The 17,395-nt window shown below is 41.9% G+C and carries 16 protein-coding genes; 1 reads left to right on the top strand and 15 read right to left on the bottom strand.

Annotated elements, in window-relative coordinates:
• Window positions 1–583 precede the first annotated feature (583 nt).
• From F6K38_RS23485 to F6K38_RS23430, 12 genes are all read right to left on the bottom strand, one after another.
• Window positions 584–691: a four helix bundle protein gene (locus F6K38_RS23485; protein ID WP_008179236.1), complete on the bottom strand. Its 108-nt coding sequence runs from the start codon at window positions 689–691 to the stop codon at window positions 584–586.
• 68 nt (window positions 692–759) lie between these two features.
• Window positions 760–1,920: a glycosyltransferase family 4 protein gene (locus F6K38_RS23480; RefSeq protein WP_502708840.1), complete on the bottom strand. Its 1,161-nt coding sequence runs from the start codon at window positions 1,918–1,920 to the stop codon at window positions 760–762.
• A 182-nt stretch (window positions 1,921–2,102) separates the two neighbouring features.
• Entirely contained in the window at window positions 2,103–3,398 is a 1,296-nt protein-coding gene (locus F6K38_RS23475; protein ID WP_008179240.1) for a glycosyltransferase family 4 protein, read from the bottom strand.
• Window positions 3,399–3,571: 173 nt separating this feature from the next.
• Window positions 3,572–4,759: a glycosyltransferase family 4 protein gene (locus F6K38_RS23470; protein ID WP_008179242.1), complete on the bottom strand. Its 1,188-nt coding sequence runs from the start codon at window positions 4,757–4,759 to the stop codon at window positions 3,572–3,574.
• Window positions 4,760–4,927: 168 nt separating this feature from the next.
• A complete protein-coding gene (locus F6K38_RS23465) occupies window positions 4,928–5,947 on the bottom strand; it encodes a glycosyltransferase family 2 protein (protein WP_287247494.1) in 1,020 nt (339 codons plus the stop codon).
• A gap of 259 nt (window positions 5,948–6,206) precedes the next feature.
• Window positions 6,207–7,442 carry an O-antigen ligase family protein gene (locus F6K38_RS23460; protein WP_287247492.1) on the bottom strand — a complete coding sequence of 412 codons (1,236 nt, stop codon included), beginning with the start codon at window positions 7,440–7,442 and terminating at the stop codon, window positions 6,207–6,209.
• A gap of 262 nt (window positions 7,443–7,704) precedes the next feature.
• Window positions 7,705–8,955 carry a glycosyltransferase family 4 protein gene (locus F6K38_RS23455; protein WP_008179248.1) on the bottom strand — a complete coding sequence of 417 codons (1,251 nt, stop codon included), beginning with the start codon at window positions 8,953–8,955 and terminating at the stop codon, window positions 7,705–7,707.
• Window positions 8,952–9,800 carry a class I SAM-dependent methyltransferase gene (locus F6K38_RS23450; RefSeq protein WP_008179250.1) on the bottom strand — a complete coding sequence of 283 codons (849 nt, stop codon included), beginning with the start codon at window positions 9,798–9,800 and terminating at the stop codon, window positions 8,952–8,954. The genes F6K38_RS23455 and F6K38_RS23450 overlap by 4 nt, the downstream gene beginning before the upstream one ends.
• 317 nt (window positions 9,801–10,117) lie before the next feature.
• Complete coding sequence (locus F6K38_RS23445; RefSeq protein ID WP_287247488.1) at window positions 10,118–11,032, bottom strand: glycosyltransferase family 2 protein; 915 nt, start codon at window positions 11,030–11,032, stop codon at window positions 10,118–10,120.
• A gap of 50 nt (window positions 11,033–11,082) precedes the next feature.
• Entirely contained in the window at window positions 11,083–12,294 is a 1,212-nt protein-coding gene (locus tag F6K38_RS23440) for a glycosyltransferase (protein WP_287247486.1), read from the bottom strand.
• Between the two features lie 92 nt (window positions 12,295–12,386).
• Complete coding sequence (locus F6K38_RS23435) at window positions 12,387–12,548, bottom strand: hypothetical protein (protein ID WP_287247484.1); 162 nt, start codon at window positions 12,546–12,548, stop codon at window positions 12,387–12,389.
• Between the two features lie 133 nt (window positions 12,549–12,681).
• The gene (locus tag F6K38_RS23430) at window positions 12,682–13,911 is read right to left on the bottom strand and encodes a glycosyltransferase family 4 protein (RefSeq protein ID WP_287357575.1); all 1,230 of its coding nucleotides are present in this window, start codon (window positions 13,909–13,911) and stop codon (window positions 12,682–12,684) included.
• A 26-nt stretch (window positions 13,912–13,937) separates the two neighbouring features.
• Here F6K38_RS23430 and F6K38_RS23425 point away from each other — a divergent pair, with 26 nt between their 5' ends.
• Window positions 13,938–14,111, top strand: coding sequence for a hypothetical protein (locus tag F6K38_RS23425; protein ID WP_008179257.1), 174 nt, complete (start codon window positions 13,938–13,940; stop codon window positions 14,109–14,111).
• Window positions 14,112–14,237: 126 nt separating this feature from the next.
• On the opposite strand, the gene F6K38_RS23420 is transcribed toward F6K38_RS23425, so the two are convergent.
• From F6K38_RS23420 to kdsA, 3 genes are all read right to left on the bottom strand, one after another.
• Entirely contained in the window at window positions 14,238–15,509 is a 1,272-nt protein-coding gene (locus F6K38_RS23420) for a polysialyltransferase family glycosyltransferase (protein WP_287247480.1), read from the bottom strand.
• A 532-nt stretch (window positions 15,510–16,041) separates the two neighbouring features.
• Window positions 16,042–16,548, bottom strand: a complete 507-nt coding sequence (locus tag F6K38_RS23415) for a KdsC family phosphatase (protein ID WP_071107476.1) — start codon at window positions 16,546–16,548, stop codon at window positions 16,042–16,044.
• A complete protein-coding gene (kdsA, locus tag F6K38_RS23410; RefSeq protein ID WP_008179263.1) occupies window positions 16,545–17,387 on the bottom strand; it encodes a 3-deoxy-8-phosphooctulonate synthase in 843 nt (280 codons plus the stop codon). Before kdsA ends, F6K38_RS23415 begins: the two co-directional genes overlap by 4 nt.
• Between the last annotated feature and the right edge of the window lie 8 nt (window positions 17,388–17,395).

Below are 17,395 nucleotides of genomic sequence, written 5' to 3'. Positions count from 1 at the left end.
TTATAGCACTACGCATTAAGGTTAGGACATTTATAAAAGCAGCAAAAGCTATTATAATCAGCTATTGCTAGCATGCTAGCATGCTAGCATGCCTGGCACGTAGCGCTATACCTCTGCTGCGATGGGATTCATAGTCTTTGGCTAAGAGTTAAGTTAAGATCTTCAGCCGTAAGCATTCAGCCGTCAGGGGTCAGCGGTCAGCTTAAAATAAAGCTCGTTCCCGTAGCGTGCCCATGGCCCAAACGATATAATTTAATAGTTCGAGATTAATGATAATTGAAAGTCACCAGAAAAGTCCATTGCGCATTGCGCATCGGCGCACGCTACTTGAGGTGCTTTGTGGCACAGGCTTCGACCCTGGGACTTTGCTCAAATTAAACTAATGCTTACCTCTTTTATTCTTAACGCTTTCCTCCTCAACCGTACCCATAGCGCATAAGCACCTCAAGTCGCGTGCGTGGCACAGGCTTCGACCCTGGGAGGTAGCGCATTAGCTGATAGCACCTCAAGTAGCACCATCTGTAGCGCATAAGCACCTCAAGTAGGGTGCGTGGCAAAGGCTTCGACCCTGGGAGGTAGCGCATTAGCTGATAGCTGAATGCTTACCTTCTGCCAGTAACAGGTGATATTCAAGTTCACTGGCTGAACCCATAGCAATTTGAAGAAAACGGGCTAGTTCGGCTTCTGACAAACGTAAGCATTAAGCTGACTGCTGACTGCTGACTGCTGAATGCTTACCTAATACTTAAAGCCTCAAGCCTAATACCTAGTGCCTAAGTTAATACTAATCCCTGACAAAGGTAAGGAAACTTTCCCATAAGCATCCAAAAGTTTAGGGGCTTGATGACGCCACTCCAGCATCTCTTCCATCCTGCGTCTACCTTCTGCTCCCATTTTTTCTCTGAGTTCAGGAGAATTGAGCAGTTCCAGAATTTTCTCAGCAAACTCCAGCTCGTCATTAGGCGTAGCATAAACAGATGCATTCTCTGCAGAGCGTCTTCCCTCTCGGAGGTCAAACTGAACAATAGGTTTGCCTAAGGCCATGTACTCCAAGATTTTATTCATAGTACAGTTTTCGTTGTAAGCCGATGTGGGAGACGGTTCCACGCATACATCGCAACTGGAAAGCCGCTCTAAAAGTGCTTCCCCGGTCTGAAATCCTGTGAATTCTACAAAATCAGTCAGGTCAAGCTCTTTAGATAAAGCCTTGAGGGTTTCAGCAGCAGGGCCACTGCCAATGAGCATGAAGTGAATATCTTGGCGCTTCTTTTCCTGCACGATGTAACGTACTGCCCTCAGAAGATAGTCAATGCCCTCTGGTTCCCCCATCACTCCCATATAACCTACCAGATATTGACGACCTCTGCGGTAACTCGGGTTTGAGGGCATAATCCGAAACCGTGCCAGATCAGGTCCACTGCGCACTACAAATACTTGCTCTGGTTTCTTCCCCCCTCGGGTAAGGGCGACCTTGCGATGGGATTCGTTGGTTGAAATCACCATGTCTGCTGTAGCATAAGTTAAGCGCTCAGCCCAGCGTAGACCATGATAGAAGATATCTTTTCGTCCATACTTGGCGATGTACATCTCCGGAGCCAGATCGTGGTGATCGAAGATTACTTTTACGCCCCGAAACAATTTAAACCATCCCGCCACTAGGAAGATTAAATCTGGGGGATTGCAAATGTGGATAATGTCAAAACCCTGCTCTCGCCATACTTGGCAAGCTAAGCGAAATTGCCAATTTATAGCCCAGCTGTACTCTCGAATATAGCCAGTAACGGAGCTTTCTTCCGGTGGTAGGGGATGGCGATAAATATGAATCCCTTCAATGACTTCATAATCTTTGTAAAACCCATTCCCTTTGGGAGAAATTGTAGTAACTTGATAGCCAGCTTTCTGTAAGCTAGTGGCTTCCATCCATACCCTTCGGTCAAAGGGTACAGGTAGATTTTCGACGATTATTAATACTTTAGAAAATGAAGTCATTAAAATTTAGTTCCTTAATCAAATCAGTAAAACTAATCATTAAATATACTTTTAATGATAGATGCCGAAGTGATGTAAAATATAATTGTATTGTTAATAACTTAAAAAGTTGATCAACTTTTATCATCTAGGGGTGCTTCCTTCAAGGTTTTCTCAACAAGTACCGAAGAGCTATATATTTGTTCCACAACATTCTTAAATTCAAATTTAGTTGGTTGCGCCCATGCCCTTTCACTCAACTGCTGTCGCAATTCTGAGTTTTCTGCTAGTTCTACTAAGGCATCACTAAGCCTCTGAATCATAGCTTCTTCCGTCAACCCATCCGTTTTTATCACCCGTCCACAGGTTTCATCCACTATCACTCCTGGTCCTCCTAAATCGAGGCAAACTACAGGTAAGCCATAGGACAAAGCTTCTATGACAACTGTACCGGAAGTTTCATGGAGACTTGGGAATAAAAAAACATTATGGTGTAGATAGGCTGAAATCAATTCTTTCTGATCTATCCAAGATATCCAGTCTACAGCATTCTGGATTCCCAACTGCTCGGTGAGTCCTTGCAGCCACTTTTCTTCTGGACCTCTGCCAAGGGCTGTTAAACGGGCATTCGGGATCTTATCGAGCAGCTGCGCAAAGGCTTTTAGCCCTAGATGTAAACCTTTCCAAAACAACAACCGTCCTACAAACAGAACCCGGAAAGTTTCTGTTTCGGTTGACTTTCGTTGAATTCCCTCAGGGATAGTAGTCATCCTACAGGGAGGCACATTAAAAATAACTTCAGATTTATGGCGATAAAATTTTGGAATAAGCGACCGTGTTTGCTCGGAGTCAAGATAGATTTTTGATGCCTTAGTAAAGGTCAAGTGCATCAGGGGATTAAACTGAATCCAGCTATTGGCTAGGTCACGACCAAAATCAAGGATTTTGCCCATCAAGGGGTAGCTTTTCCTGAAACGCCAAGGTGTTCTTAGTCCACCAGCTAGTGGACCCAAAATGAAAGGGAGTCCTAGAAAACCCATGAAGCTATAACGTCGCACACAGCTATTTGTGACATGATGCACACAATCAAATGCCACTTGCTGGGTCAATAATTTGGCAGTCTGATACGCACCCCACTGCCAGTGGAACAAAAGAATTTCAACGGTGATACGCATAGCAATAATCCCAAATTTATTTCCTTTAAATATCCACCTATTAAAGGAAAAAACTGGTAAATTATGGTAATAAAAATTCAAATTATTGAGGGAGTTTTTAGAGATGAATTGCTCAATACTGGGCTGATTGTTGGCTTCAGTAATCACCCAGACTTCATGCCCCATCTGTGAGAGTTGAAGAACCCACGACCAACCAAGTTCATCCTCAGAACCTTTTTCAGGATTGCAATTGAAAGCAGATATCAGTATTTTCATCTTAAATATTTTCCGAAAATGGTAATTAATTTTCTGAGCTGTACCCAGATCGGTTAGATATCTAGAGCAGTTGTTGTTATCAACATCTGAGCCAGGTAAGTTTTAGACAGAAGAAGCCTGAAGTCATCAAACTACATACCTATAAATATATATTAATGTATATATTTATGTTTTTATTTTAAGACTGAACGATAGACCTCGCTCATAGAAGTCCAATAATTTTTGACATCTAGGGGAACAACACTCGTTCTTGCTTTAGCTCCTAAGGAAATTCTCAAAGACTTATTTTCAATCAGAGACTTCAAGGTATCTGATAGCTGTTCAATATCCCCTGGATTTATGATTAGTCCATTCTCTGCGTGAGTAACTACCTCGGGTATCCCCCCTACTGGTGTGGTGATCACAGGTAAGCCCCAACCCATTGCTTCCAGCAATGCCATCGGCAGACCTTCGTTGTAAGACGGCAAGACAAATATGTTAGCTTTTGCTAAAAGAGCATCCCGTTGCCCTGAGTCTATCCCGCCAGGGACTTTGATATAGTCTCCTAAATCCAGACTCTCAACTAATTGACAGGCTTGTTCTACTTCTCCATCCCCTGCTAATATTAATTTTGAGCAGGTTTTATGTTCAGGAGGGAGGGAGGCAAATGCCCGGATCAGATCAAATACTCCTTTGCGTTGACCGATTTGTCCCAAAAAAACCAACATTATCTGGTTGCAGCTTGTGCGCTCTGGAATTTTCGAGGGGAACTCTACTGGGTTAGGAAGGATTACAACCTGTTCTGCTTTTAGTCCGAAACTAGACTGGTAAAAGTTTTTCCAGCTCTGTGATAGAACAATCAAGTAAGCAGATTGTCGAAACAGCGAGCTAATTATTCGTTTAGCCCATTGAGGCAGCCCAGTGTAAAACAACTTATACTCGCTACCATGGGCGTGCAAAACTACAGGGACATCAAACGCTAGTGCAACGAGCATCAAAATCATTTTCCGGAGCGTGCTACCCCTTTGACAAAAATGCACGTGAATAAGATCAGCTTTTTTTCTTGATAACTTCCACAGCAACTTGCCTAGAGCTTTCCCAAAAGCTAAGATCTTACGAGTAATTGATCCGTTTTCCCCATCAGTACAGGTAGTAGGAATGTGCTGAATTTGAACGTGAGAGGGTGCATTACGAAGAATAAGTTTCTGCACTGATGCGATACCACCCTTGATCTGAAGGTTGTCACCTAACATTAATACCTGCCATGCCACGACAGAAACAGGATTTTGTGTTTTAAGTTCTAAAGTTTTGTCTTGATTTGTGTCTTGACTTGTGTCTTGACTTGTGTCTTTAATTATGTGTAAAGACGGATAGTTAATCATAATTTTTCATAATTTTAATACTTTCAGGACTGCTGCAGTAAATCTACTTGTATGGTTACACGCCGTGCGCCCCTACTACATATAGAGTTTAAAGTCCAGTTTTGGGTAAATCCTGACTTTAAGGCCCTCACCAAGGCTATAGGGTTAAATAGGTAGTTAAATAGGTAATCAAATCCACTTTGTCCACCTGAGTGCCCAAACTTTTTCAACACCATAAAATGGGGCTAATAGTAGTGTGAGTGCAACCCATACTGGTCCGACTATGTATAACCAAATACCGCCACGATGACGTTTGATAAAACCCTCCAAGGGATAACGTAGTCGTCTATGCCAATAGGTTAGAGGGATCCATTCTTTGGTGTAAGTTTTGTAGATCTGCTCTAATTCATAAGTGGCTTTTACACCAGCAATGCTGGTTTTATTGTCACCACTTACTGGAGCAATGCTTAGCACCTCGTCGATAACGCGCCAGCGCACACCACGGGAGTAGAAATAATTAAATAGCTCAATATCCATGGTGTACTCATAACTTTCATTTAAAGGTTGAGGTCGATCAAGCAGCTTGCGCCGATAAAAGCAGCTAGGTTGGTGAATTGGAGAAGCAACAGCGATTAAGTCAATTTGTTTGAGTGTAGGAGCTTTGATGTAGATCTGGTTTTCTGCATCCTTGATCATAGGTCGTGCTCCTAATCCTAAGGGCAAGACTCGCCCAAACAGGCTCATCCAAAAATTAGCTCCCTTGAGTGGTTGACCTAAATTTTCAGTCCTATATTCAATTTGGCTGCGACCAACTAGGACATCAATATCAGGTGACTCGGCAAAGTATTTGCCCACTGTGTGCAAGGCATCTGGTGCTAGGAGGTCGTCACTGCACAGCCAATTAACGATATCACCATTACACTTAGCAAAACCTTTATTAATGGCATTAGATTGACCACTGTCCTTCTCACTAACCCACCAGGTAATGTATGGTTCAAACTGCTTAATTACCTCCACACTGTTGTCAGTGGAGCCGCCATCCACTACAATGATTTCCAGCTTGGGATAGTTCTGATCGATTAAGCTTTGTAAGGTTGCACCGATAGTTGCTCCGCTATTATAGTTAGGAACAACTATCGAAATGGTCGGAAGTTTGGCTAAGTGAGGGGCTTCTTGTTCACAAATGGTACTTTGCTCTGAATTTTTCATGGCTTACTATCCCGTTTAATTTAATGAAATAAATTAATAAAATAAATTTTTAATTATCAGGATAAGTTTAATGATATAGCATTTTAAATTATCTCATTAAACTTAATACTTAGTAAGTATATAGCGTTTCTCGTACTTATGAGGTACAGTCAATTTTATTTCCCCTACTCCCTACTCCCTGCTCCCTACTCCCTGCTCTCTGCTCCCTGTTCCCTTTACCCATCAAGTCTAGTTTCACATCTCAACTAAAAATGCTAGATCAGACTTGGGCAGCTTTCATTAAGTGGCGATTTTTGACAATTCGACTCTGGTAAACACCTGCGGAAAGAGCGGTTGATACGTATACAGTCCACAATATGTCCTCGACAAGAATTGATGGTTCTAGGCTAAAGTTAGCAATACTGAAAAATATTAGGTAGAGAAACATCCATAAAAATTCTATTTTTTCCCTTAAGCTTAGTAATTTAATTATCCTAAATAATGCCGTCAATAAACTAACCACAAAAAGTAAAACACCTAAAAATCCAAGTTGCAGAGCTAACTCAAGATAACCACTATGAGAATGACCATGTCCTCCATGGGCAAGCCATGTAGAGTTGATTACAGAGTAACCGGCGTCGGAAGACCAGAATCCCTCAAAACCGTAACCTAACCAAGGTCGTTCTAAAATTCTCTCAAATAACAAAGTCCAAATAGGTAAACGCCCGTTAAATTCAAGATCTTTGCCTAGAGTATCAACTACTATGAATTCCAGGTTCCATAAAATTAATATAGATGCAACAAAAGCCAGTAGAGCTGAGACCATGTAAAGAAAAGTTTGTAACTTATAGTGCTGTTTTACAAACTTGTGAAGGGGCAGGAGGGTAATCATAACTAAAAAGATTACCAACGCTGATTTTCCTTGAGAAAGCAGGAGCATCAAAACAGACAAGCTAAATCCAGCCCACCCTACCCAGCGATATTTCCGGTGGTTGAGGGCGGTCAATAAAGACATTATGGCATTTAGGGACATCAGACGAGCCAAATGATTTTTATGCCTAAGGATACCCTGAGCGGGAGCTCCCCCGAAGCCATTACCTAGAGTGACCAATAAGCTTAGAATCGCCACTATGCCTAGCACCCATGCCAGAAGACGCATTTGCTCCTTAGGGTTATAGCGAGCTGCTAAGTATCCTCCGAGGGCAGTTGCACGTACCACAGCTCTAAGTAATGCTGGAATACCGGGAACGGCAGACCATGCAATCGACCACACAGCAGTCCCCACTAAGCATAGTAAAGGTATATCCTTTGTAAAAACATATGCAACTCTTTTCCATCGCCAAATAAGTAAAAAAAACAAGATTAGATAGCTAGCAAGTTTTAAAAGCGTAAGTAGAGAGCCTGGTATGTCAAGAAACATGCCAGAAAATAAGCAGATGCCAATCATAAAAGGTTCTAACTTTAGCAAAAAAAAAGTTATTAATTGATTAGGCGATAACCTTTTTAAATTCACCATAAACTATCTATTAATACGACTTTTATAGCCCTAGTTATCTCAGAAATAATATCTCTCATATTAGTTATATAGCGTTGCTCGCAGTTATGAGGTACAGTCTTCTTTGACACTGATTCCCTGTCTTGATGCAATAGCGAGTGGGGGGAACCCCCAAGACCGCGCTGCATCGCTTAAAACCCTCTTTACTATTGCTAGCATGCCTATTGCCTATTGCCTTAAAGGGATAAGTAATGTCCCTCACTCGTCCTGAGAACTGCTATAATTATACCCCCGATAAAATTTCATTAAAAAGAGATAAGTAGCGTCTTGCTTGAATTTCTAAGGTAAATTCTTTTTCTACCTTCTCGCGGGCGCGGTAGGATAGTTTTTGATGTCGCTCTGTGTTCTCCAGCACCCAAGCAATTCCTTGAGCCAGAGCCTCAATTTTGTAAGGTTGGGCTAAATAGCCGTTTTTCTGGTGCTCAATCAGATCGGGCATCCCGCCAATGTTGAAGGCGACGCAAGGAGTTCCACAGGCGATCGCTTCCATCACTGTGTTTGGCAAGTTATCTTGAAGGGAAGGGGCAACAAATACATCTGCTGCTGCATAGACTAGTGCTAGGGAGAGATCATCGCTCAATGTACCTAAGTAGTGAGTCTTAAAACCAAACTCAGGTGGATTGTCTGGCTGAGAGTCACCAAAAATAACCAACTCTAGTTGATCTCGCCACCCGGATTGGCTCAGCTCTTGCAGCGCTGGTTGTAACAATTGAAACCCTTTTCGTTTGTCACTAGTGGCATTTACTGCTCCAAACAGAATAAGTTGCTTATCCTGGGGCAAACTAAGTAATTCTCGCGCTACCTGCTGATGGATGGGTCTGTACTTTTGAGTATCAATCCCATTGGGAATTAGCTCAATGGGCAGATCCTGGAAAAGGGAACTGGCACTGGCACATTTGGCTAACCATGAGCTAAGGGCGACAACTGTCAGGTCAAGATTTCTCCAAGCCTTGGCTTTGCGCTGCCATACCCAACGGGATAAATCCCAGTCTTTGCTGCTGTGAAGTTGAGGACAAGCACCACAGGAGGCTGTATAGCGATCGCAATCGTGATTGTAGTGACATCCCCCTGTGAATGGCCACATATCATGAAGAGTCCAAACAATCGGTCGCTTTAGTTTCGCAATGGTTTCAATTTGCACATAGCCAGCACAAATCCAATGGAGATTAATAATATCGGGCTGAAGTCGGGCAACTTTGGGGACAACTGCATCGGGAAGCCACTGGGTAGTAAACGTGGTATCTTCCCGTTGAGGGTAAAGCTTTTGAGGTAAAGCGCCAAACGTCCATCTCATCCTGGCTAGGCCCTCTTTCAACTTGATTGTCGGTCCAATTACTGTTTGATCATGACTAAATTTTTCCTGCACTAGGATTTGGGAATCTAAATTAATGCTTTGCAAGCCCTGATGTAATCGATAGGCAGCACGAGCAGCTCCACCAGATATATCGAAACTACTAACAATTAGAGTCTTCATGGTTTAATACCTTCCATGAATAGTGAATCAGGTTTACGCACTTTGCCATCAACCATATCTAGACCGTAGCTATTAAAATCTTGAATACGGCTTGAATCAGCACTACAAACGCGCACCTCCACAAATCCTGAGCGCTCAAGCAGTCGTCGTAAAGAAAAGCGGTCATACATCCAATAATGAATTTCACCTGAATTCCGAAACAACCCTACTTCAAATGCCCGTCGTGCTTCATTGCCTGCGATCAGAGTCACTAGATATTTGGCAATACTATTTCTGAGATTAAAGCTTCTAAAGGTTTTGTAAAACCAATAGGCATCCTTAGATGCTAGTCGCTCTATCAATGATTGTTTTTCAGAGTTTTTATCCAAAAATAGATCGGCATTGCTACCGATACGAGATACTATAAACTCTTTATTAGTAAGATTAGAGTCAGCTAGATAACTAGCCATTTCACCACCTTTAACGTGGCGAACTGTCTGGTCATAAAGTTCTAACATTATCCAGTCATAGTTAGCCTCTGCTTCCGTAAGACCAGACTCAACCTGTTCTAGAGTAGAGATATAATTTCTAGCTATTGATTCTAGATCAGGGACAACTGCCCTAATTATTCCCCGTGGCTTAAGAACACGCCAACACTCAGCCATAAGTTGATCAGCTTCATGCTGCTTGAGGTGTTCTATTACATGAGAACTATAGCAAGCATCAAAATAAGCATCAGGGTAGGGCAAATTTTTCCTGATATCATGATTATCAATATGGGATGATTGTGGTGCTAAATCAACGTTCGTCCACGCAGGATGATTAGAATATGTAGAGCCACAACCTATATTTATTAGTTTGAACATATACTTACCATAAAAATCACATCACTCAAGATAACTATTGGTTCATAAGACCTCTTGGCAAAGGATTGTTTGGATACGACTTTATCAAAAAAATCTGAATATTAGTTGGTGTTATCATAAATCATCAACCCCAATGATGATTTATTTGTCAATGCTATAAATAAAAAATGATATCATGCTTTTCAACAGGATTTTTTATTTGTCATACCAAGTTATAGTTTAATATTAACTAATAAATTATCTTCAAAAAATATAATGAATTAACTTTTTTTGAAAATAATTGTTAATTCAACTTTATTTTAATGCTGTCAGCGACATCAAGTTTTGCCTAGGTTATAAAACTTTTTTAATATTTTTTGTATTTTTTTAATTTTCGAGCGTTTAATAAAATTTTCGTAATAGTTTTTATCATAATCTCGATCTACCGCTGTAAAATTGTTATATTGGATCGGAAAGTTAAGACTTAGTGTTTTAAGTTTTGCTAGTTCGTTATCCGTTGATAAGGTATGAGTTGCATCTTCACCAAAACCAATATTTGAAATCAGGTTTACAGCAGGAACAACTGATAATCCAGACTGGGCAAGTATTGCAAAAGTCCATCGGTAATCCCAAGCATCATACTTACCGTTTAGTGTATATTCAATAGATTTTTTAAGTGCTTTGTAATGCTCTTTATTTGCCAAGACATCCCTGATCCGATTTTTGATCTCAGGATTTGACCAAAGACTCATATTAATATCATAATAGTTCCATGCCCTTCGCCAAGAAGCCCAACCCCAAGTTGCAGTATAATATGAGAAATGATAACTCTGAATATCAGAGTTCCATTGACCTAGAAAGTTACTACCACTAATGAGCATGATTCGCTCATCATCTCGATATCTCTCTAAGAGATTTTCACAAAATGGAAAAAAATCGGGATGTGGAAGACAATCATCTTCAAGAATAATTGCTTCTTCAACGGTGTTAAAAACCCAGTCTATGCCACTTGACACTCTCTGACAGCAGCCCATGTTTACATCAGAGTAGTTTTCCAAAACCTCACAATCCCAATCGACGCGCTCAATAATTGCACGAGCTGCAGCACACTTTTCTGCTTCACCTGGTCGATCGGCACGAGGTCCATCAGCAATGACTAAAAGTTTGGGAGGTTTGGCTTGGCGAATTACCTCAAATACTCTCTCAGTAGTATCTGGTCGTTTGAAGATTATGAACGCAACTGGAGTTTTCATCTCGATCTATAGAATTAATCTAGAAATTATTAGTTTTCAATAGCGACCTGTTAAATACTATTTAAAATAGTCTGAAGTTTCTCTATGAGCTGATCAGTAGAGTGAAGACGTCTATAACCCTGAAAATCCGGTTGCACTTCTTGGTTATATTTTTCCAGTTGACTACAGAGGCGACCGATAGCATAAATACATTGCAGCACATCCCCCTCATTGATACTTAAACCCAATTTAAATTTGCGAACTCTCTCTGCCATACAAAAGTTGCTGCTCACAATCACAGGTTTTTCAAAGACTGCTGCTTTAGTCAGGATATTGCTACTGTGGGGGAAGTTATTATAGGCAGCAAATAAGATATCGCAATTACTAACTAAAGCGTTAAATTTTGCTTCATCAGGAATACGCTCAAAATAAAAAAAGCAGTTAGGTAACTTTAAGTTAAGAATAGTCTGGAGTCTGGCTTGCTCCTGGGAAGTGTAGGTCTGCTTGGATAACTGACCAGCGAAGACAAAAAAATAGTCTTCTTTCACCATCTGCTGAGCAACTTCTAAAAGTGTCAGAACTCCTTTGCGCTTGGATTGTACCCCTAGTAATCCAATGATTTTTTTGCCATCGGCTTGGGCTTGAATTTGTTTCACGATTGACCAATTAAAGTCTGGGGCTGACTCGTCGGCAAAATCGGGAAAAGTAATTACATTTTTACCATTGATTTTGCTTTGTAATTTGTTAGCAATCCCTTCGTCGAGAACAGCAATAGCTGGGCAATGAGAAGACTTTAAAACAGCATGAGGTTTTAGAGGACCTCTATTGATAGACCAAAACTTTTGTTTAAGCCTCAAATGACGAGGGTGAAAATAGAGACCAGACCAACGGTAAGGGAAAATCCTGTCTACTACATGGTGTAGCAGGTAAGGTGCTAAGCAACTATCAACCCAGGGAAAAAACACTAGATCGGGTACTTTACCAATCTTCGATGAAGCATGCTGAATGCTAACTTTGGCGTAGCACCAACGTTTTACTGCATTCAGGGCTGCGCGAATTCCATTGATCGGAAATGAGCTAGGCTCTGGTGTTTGACATTCAAAAACCTGGAATTGCTCTTGATACTTAGAGCAGTTAAAGGCAACCCATTCACTCAATTCTGATGGTTCTGGGCAGAAGGCTATCACTTGATGACCAAGCTCAAGCAAAGTTTTGGTGAAAACCTTGAGGTATATTGGACGGTGCCCATTCCAATTTTCCTCAATTAGAGCAATGGTTTTCAAGGTTATAACCTCTTAAAATAGTTACATCTCACGACCAGCTAACAATACATACTGATATAAATACTGGCTACCAGAATTTTCCTTTTCCAGATTTATTGATATGCTCTCTCTAATACTAATTTCAAAAAATCTTGCTCACATTTAATCACCCACCACATGAAATTGATATAGCAAAGGGAGTAGGGAGTAGGGAGTAGGGAGTAGGGAGTAGGGAGTAGGGAGCGGTGCGACCCGTGGCGAATTAAATTCGCCACGGGTCGCACCTCTGCATCGCTCCTAAACTCCGAAACGTAAGTCTAAGCTGACTTCTGACTTCTGACTTCTGACTTCTGACGCTAAGCGTAGCGCTATATGAGATGCACCCCTGTTGACGGATGCGATCGCATTCTAGTTTTGTAAGACCTGATGATATAGGTCGATATATCGCTGGGCTTGCAGCTCTATTGAGTATTCTTCCAAGGCAATAGCACGACACTGTTGTGCCATGGTTTCCCGTAGATGTTTGTCTTCCAGTAGCTGCACAATGCCATTACAGAAATCTTGAGTATCCTCTGGTTGAGCTAAATAACCAGTAATACCAGGACGTACTAAATCGGGAACGCCGCCGATTTTGAAAGACACCATGGGTGTACCACAAGCCATACTCTCTTGCAGCACCAAGGGAAGATTGTCCGCACGGGTGGGGAAAAGAAACAAATCAGCAGCAGAATAGGCAATGGCTTTAAAGCGATCATTGCTGGCATAACCAAGATTCAATGCTGGTATGCCAACAGTCTCAGCAATTGTTTCGCCACCACTACCAAACGTTAGCACTACACTTTCAGCCTTGAGGGACTGGGGTAGACTTTGCAACGCTTTCAATAGCAAATCGCCGCCCTTGCGGTTCTCTGCTAAGTTTGTTGCTGCAAACATCAGAACTTTTTTGGACGTGGGAATGCCGAGTAGAGATTTGCACTGTTTGGATTCGAGAGGCTGATAGACTTCAGTATTAATACCATATGGAATATGGTGAATCCCAAAGCGGTTGAGCATACTTTGCTTAGCTTGCTCACCAAGCCAGCGACTGGGAGTGACAATTGTTAAGTTTGAGTGACTATAAGCCCAGTTTTTTAGCTTCCACTCTATATGAGTGTTATCTTTTGGAATAGCTGGGTAAGTATCTAGATCGGGACACTTGCCACAACCACTTTTCCAGCGATCGCAGTCATAGCTATAGGCACAATGTCCCGTAAAGCTCCACATATCATGGAAAGTAAACACAGCAGGTTTACGTTTAGTTAATGAAGGGATTGCTAGATAGTTAAAGTATCCACTACTGGCACCATGAAGGACATGAAAATTGAGGACATCGGCGTTTTTGTAAAAGCTGTGCTTAGGAATATTAAACGTGCCCAGTTTATTAATATAGTAGAGTCCTAGTTGTTGGGTAATCGGGGCAGTTAGTTTATCTAGAATGGCTAAACGGGGAGCAGAATCTACGCGATCACTACTAGTTTTGAGCCTCCAGACTAACAAGCGTGAGTCTGCGCCTTGACCCAGCAAACCTTGATGGAGTCGGTAGCCTGCGATCGCGGCTCCTCCAGAAATATCAGACTGATTGATATGTAGGACTTTCATGGTGCTCGGTGAGGTACTTTTGATAAATGCTAGAAGCTAATGTGCATTTAAATTGGTTATTTCCCGTTCTCTGTTCCCTGTTCCCCGTTACCTTTGAGGAATTTAGGTATCCCAATCTAAATGCTGAACAGCTTAAGTGGAATAGCGAACAAAGCGATAAATCTGCAGCCGAGATTAAGATAATCGACGTTGCTGAATAATAGAATGATTTTAAGAGTAGGTGCGCGCCTCCTAGGGCTAGTAAATCGCCCTTGGGTCGCACCTGTAGAATGGGCATCTTGCCCGTTCGATATCTTGCCCTTGCGGGCAGGATGCCCACTCTACTCCTATCCATTACTTAATTCAGCAACGCCAGATAATCCATTGGTAATGATTGCAGGTACTTCAACTTTGTTGATTGCTGCTCTTAACTCCCCCTCGTGTTCCAACCTACCAGCTGCATAATTTTCATAGAAAAGCTTGGTAGTAATCTGGTCGCCAAAGCCAACAATACTTGGAACATTAAACAGTAGCTTTAGGGACAGACAAGCTGTACTGACGGCAAACACCCTGGGTTGATTATTTCGGCTTGAATCTAGGGGGAGGAAAGCTTCGGAAAAAAATACCTCAAATGGCAGAAAAAAGAGGTCTGGTTCTGATAAAACTATTATTTTATCAAACAAGTCAGATAGGGCATACTCCAACTTCTGGAGTTTGACATTGTCATCTCTAGGATGGGGTTTTAGCACCAGTACTGTGTTTGGCTCTATACCTTCACAGATCAGGAATTCACGGTAAGCAGCGATTTCATTCTCCAGAGACATTCTACCCGCCTCAGACAAATTTGAAGTGAGTAAGATTGAGACGGGAGACTCAGCAATGTTCTTGCGAAACTGGAGAATGTATTCTGGGTTTACCAAACCCCTCAGCTTTTGAAAAGTTTCGAGAAGCCACACCTTATTTAAGGTGACAGTTTTCATGGGAGGTGATTCCCCAAAAACGTCAGGCAATACAAAATAACCGATATCAAATTTTAGTCTAGGTTTTAGGGACGTTTTTATTTTTAATATCGTCTTAACTTTATTTAATAAAGATTTATATTTGGCTTGTATATAGTTAATTAAATTAGGCTTATTTTCTTGAGTTTCTGGAAACAAAGCTTTTGAATTTACTGAAAAATAAAAGCCAATACTATCACCGTAACAAATTTTTTGTGCCGATTTGTAAATATTAATAAGTAGCTTATTTCCAAACATCCAATTCCGGCACAGGTAAATTTCATCAGCCCTGTTAGTGCCAACCATTTCATGGACCATACGGAAAATTTTTGATGGGCTGGAATAGTCTAATCGACTCTCAATATCACTGAGCTGCTCAGGGGTGATGTACACAATTTTATGCCACTCACCCACTAACTCTGCTATAGTTTTGATAAAGGCGGCAAATTCATCAATTTGCCCTGGGGGAGAATAGAGATGATAAATAACAAGGTAGTCTTCGTATTTAATATTAAGGTCTTTTTGCTCTTTTTCTCTGTAACTAAGGACTGATAAGGCAGTCACTAGTTGAATGCTGCCTTGACAGGTAATGATGCGTTTAACAAGTTTAGGATTAGTCATTTTGTTTATGGGAATATTCAGCGTTGCTCCTGGTTAACAGACAAAAGTCTTAACCCTCCCAAGCTGAAGGCTTGCAAAGTCATAGCCAATCCGCTTTGATAACCCCCCTTTAGCCCAGACGAGAACGAAGTCGCGCGTCCACAAACTTTCGTCCGCACCTCAAGGACTAAACTATAAAGGGGGTTTTTAACGCCGATTTGGTATTATCCGAGACTTCTACTTGAGAAGCATTGCCTACTAACCCTTTCAGAAGTTATTTTTTGAATCGGGATAGTATTCTATACTTCCAGTGGGCATAAACTGAGCTTTTGGTTCAGCTGTAGAGTTTAAGTTCTAAGCTGCAGGGGCGTAAGCATTCAGCTATCAGCTATCAGGTATCAGCTCTCAGCTCTCAGCTCTCAGCTCTCAGCTTTTAAATAAAACAAGTAAGCATTGGTTTAATCTCTGTTACGTCAGCCATTCGCGAATGGCTGACCGCTGACCGCTGACCGCTGACTGCTGATAGCTTGTAGCTTATAGCTAAATGCTTACCTTAAACCTGTACTTTCATCAAGAGCTCACATATTTCTCGAACCCCTCCTTGCCCACCTGCTAATCTGGTAACATACACAGCACAGTCTCGGTTTTCTGGCATCGCATCAGCAACAGTTAAGGGACATCCTACAGCTTCCAGAACTGGTAAATCAATGATATCATCACCAACATAGGCGACTTGGGCAAGAGATAAACTCAACTGTTCACAGAGTTCTTTGAGGACAGCTAACTTATCTTCAACCGCAAAAAAACTGTACTTGATTCCTAGCTTTTGGACTCGATGTCGGGTTGCCCTACAACTGCTATTGGTAATAACAGCTACCTCAATTCCAGTCTGTTGCAGTAGCTTGATTCCCATGCCATCCTTGACATTAAACTTTCTGAGTTCTTCACCGCTTTCTGTGTAGTAAAGTCCGCCATCGGTCATGACACCATCCACATCTAGGGCTAGCAGTTTGACCTGGGATAAACGTGCTTGTAATTCAGCTTCAGGGATTTTGTTCATGGCAAATTTACCCCAGTTGTAGTGTCCAAACCCGCACGAACATTCAGAATTCCCTTTAGCACATTTTCCAGTTCGGCCAAGGGTACCATATTCGGACCATCACTAGGGGCGATGTCAGGATTTTCATGAATTTCCATGAACAGAGCATCAATCCCAACCGCAGCCGCAGCTCTGGCCAAATAGGGAACAAAGTGTCGCTGTCCACCAGACTTATCTCCCTTTCCTCCTGGCATCTGGACGCTATGAGTGGCATCAAAAACCACAGGATAACCTAACTCGCGCATCTGAGGGAGGGAGCGAAAGTCTACCACTAGGGTATTGTAACCAAAACTAGTACCCCGCTCAGTGAGTAAAATATTCTTGGCTCCCCCAGCTTCCAGTTTGCTGACCACATGCTTCATATCCCAAGGGGCAAGAAACTGACCTTTTTTGACGTTAATTGCCTTACCTGTAGCAGCCGCAGCGATTAGTAAGTCAGTTTGGCGACACAGAAAAGCTGGGATTTGCAGGACATCGACTACTTCAGCAACAGTTGCAGCTTGGTGACTTCCGTGGATATCGGTAAGCACTGGCACACCCACCTTCTGTTTGACCTTCTGGAGAATTTCTAGACCTCTGTCTAGAGTTTGTCCCCGAAAGGAGTTTATTGAAGTTCGATTGGCTTTGTCAAAGGAAGACTTGAAGATCAAAGGAATATTCAAGCGATCGCATACTTTGCGGATCTCCTCTGCCATTTTTAAGGTAAAGTCTTCCGATTCAATGACACAGGGACCACCAATCAGGGTGAGTGGGCAGCGATCGCCAATAGAGAGGGTATCAGTGATTTGGGTATTATTCATGAGTTTTA

The organism is Moorena sp. SIO3B2, assembly GCF_010692525.1.
In the GTDB taxonomy this organism is placed as follows: domain Bacteria; phylum Cyanobacteriota; class Cyanobacteriia; order Cyanobacteriales; family Coleofasciculaceae; genus Moorena; species Moorena producens.
This window is presented reverse-complemented; position numbering and strand designations above follow the sequence as displayed.

Excerpts from the sequence above, each read along its gene's own strand:
- F6K38_RS23420 (WP_287247480.1), bottom strand. The coding sequence starts at position 15,509 with ATGACTAATCCTAAACTTGTTAAACGCATCATTACCTGTCAAGGCAGC.
- F6K38_RS23425 (WP_008179257.1), top strand. The coding sequence starts at position 13,938 with ATGCTAGAAGCTAATGTGCATTTAAATTGGTTATTTCCCGTTCTCTGT.
- F6K38_RS23480 (WP_502708840.1), bottom strand. The coding sequence starts at position 1,920 with ATGGAAGCCACTAGCTTACAGAAAGCTGGCTATCAAGTTACTACAATT.
- F6K38_RS23455 (WP_008179248.1), bottom strand. The coding sequence starts at position 8,955 with ATGAAGACTCTAATTGTTAGTAGTTTCGATATATCTGGTGGAGCTGCT.
- F6K38_RS23430 (WP_287357575.1), bottom strand. The coding sequence starts at position 13,911 with ATGAAAGTCCTACATATCAATCAGTCTGATATTTCTGGAGGAGCCGCG.
- kdsA (WP_008179263.1), bottom strand. The coding sequence starts at position 17,387 with ATGAATAATACCCAAATCACTGATACCCTCTCTATTGGCGATCGCTGC.
- F6K38_RS23450 (WP_008179250.1), bottom strand. The coding sequence starts at position 9,800 with ATGTTCAAACTAATAAATATAGGTTGTGGCTCTACATATTCTAATCAT.
- F6K38_RS23470 (WP_008179242.1), bottom strand. The coding sequence starts at position 4,759 with ATGATTAACTATCCGTCTTTACACATAATTAAAGACACAAGTCAAGAC.
- F6K38_RS23475 (WP_008179240.1), bottom strand. The coding sequence starts at position 3,398 with ATGAAAATACTGATATCTGCTTTCAATTGCAATCCTGAAAAAGGTTCT.
- F6K38_RS23460 (WP_287247492.1), bottom strand. The coding sequence starts at position 7,442 with ATGGTGAATTTAAAAAGGTTATCGCCTAATCAATTAATAACTTTTTTT.
- F6K38_RS23445 (WP_287247488.1), bottom strand. The coding sequence starts at position 11,032 with ATGAAAACTCCAGTTGCGTTCATAATCTTCAAACGACCAGATACTACT.
- F6K38_RS23465 (WP_287247494.1), bottom strand. The coding sequence starts at position 5,947 with ATGAAAAATTCAGAGCAAAGTACCATTTGTGAACAAGAAGCCCCTCAC.
- F6K38_RS23415 (WP_071107476.1), bottom strand. The coding sequence starts at position 16,548 with ATGAACAAAATCCCTGAAGCTGAATTACAAGCACGTTTATCCCAGGTC.